Raw genomic sequence first — 1,571 nt, 5'->3', positions numbered from 1 at the left:
TAACAACTTTACGTAAGGAGGTGATCCAGCCCCAGGTTCCCCTAGGGCTACCTTGTTACGACTTCACCCCAGTCATGAACCACACCGTGGTCATCGCCCTCCCGAAGGTTAAGCTAATGACTTCTGGTGCAGCCCACTCCCATGGTGTGACGGGCGGTGTGTACAAGGCCCGGGAACGTATTCACCGTGACATTCTGATTCACGATTACTAGCGATTCCGACTTCATGGGGTCGAGTTGCAGACCCCAATCCGGACTACGACGCACTTTATGGGATTCGCTTACCATTGCTGGTTTGCAGCCCTTTGTATGCGCCATTGTAGCACGTGTGTAGCCCTACTCGTAAGGGCCATGATGACTTGACGTCGTCCCCACCTTCCTCCGGTTTATCACCGGCAGTCTCCTTAGAGTTCCCACCATTACGTGCTGGCAAATAAGGATAAGGGTTGCGCTCGTTGCGGGACTTAACCCAACATTTCACAACACGAGCTGACGACAGCCATGCAGCACCTGTCTCATAGTTCCCGAAGGCACCAATTCATCTCTGAAAAGTTCTATGGATGTCAAGAGTAGGTAAGGTTCTTCGCGTTGCATCGAATTAAACCACATGCTCCACCGCTTGTGCGGGCCCCCGTCAATTCATTTGAGTTTTAACCTTGCGGCCGTACTCCCCAGGCGGTCTACTTAATGCGTTAGCTTAAGAGCCCAGTTCTCAAGGAACCAAACTCCGAGTAGACATCGTTTACGGCGTGGACTACCGGGGTATCTAATCCCGTTTGCTACCCACGCTTTCGCATCTGAGCGTCAGTTACTTGCCAGGTGGCCGCCTTCGCCACTGGTATTCCTTCAGATCTCTACGCATTTCACCGCTACACCTGAAATTCTACCACCCTCTCAAGAACTCTAGTTTGCCAGTTCGAAATGCAGTTCCCAGGTTGAGCCCGGGGCTTTCACATCTCGCTTAACAAACCGCCTGCATGCGCTTTACGCCCAGTAATTCCGATTAACGCTTGCACCCTCCGTATTACCGCGGCTGCTGGCACGGAGTTAGCCGGTGCTTCTTCTGCGAGTAACGTCACAGTAGCAGAGTATTAATCTACTACCTTTCCTCCTCGCTGAAAGTACTTTACAACCCTAAGGCCTTCTTCATACACGCGGTATGGCTGCATCAGAGTTTCCTCCATTGTGCAATATTCCCCACTGCTGCCTCCCGTAGGAGTCTGGACCGTGTCTCAGTTCCAGTGTGGCTGATCATCCTCTCAGACCAGCTAGGGATCGTCGCCTTGGTGAGCTCTTACCTCACCAACAAGCTAATCCCACTTGGGCTCATCTAGTCGCGAGAGCTTTCAAGAAGAGGCCCCCTTTCACCCGTAGGTCGTATGCGGTATTAGCAGTCGTTTCCAACTGTTGTCCCCCTCGACTAGGCAGATTCCCAAGCATTACTCACCCGTCCGCCGCTCGACGCCAGAATAGCAAGCTATTCTTCGTTTCCGCTCGACTTGCATGTGTTAAGCCTACCGCCAGCGTTCAATCTGAGCCATGATCAAACTCTTCAATTAAAAGTTTTTGACT

At 52.0% G+C, this 1,571-nt stretch carries 1 rRNA gene; it reads right to left on the bottom strand.

The features are described 5' to 3' along the window. Positions 1-13: 13 nt before the first annotated feature. Positions 14-1,558 (bottom strand): 16S ribosomal RNA (locus tag AKG98_RS16255). Between the last annotated feature and the right edge of the window lie 13 nt (positions 1,559-1,571).

Source organism: Moritella sp. JT01, assembly GCF_001574435.1.
In the GTDB taxonomy this organism is placed as follows: Bacteria; Pseudomonadota; Gammaproteobacteria; order Enterobacterales; family Moritellaceae; genus Moritella.
The sequence above is the reverse complement of the archived record's forward strand: the minus strand, read 5'-3'. Positions and strand labels throughout refer to the sequence as shown.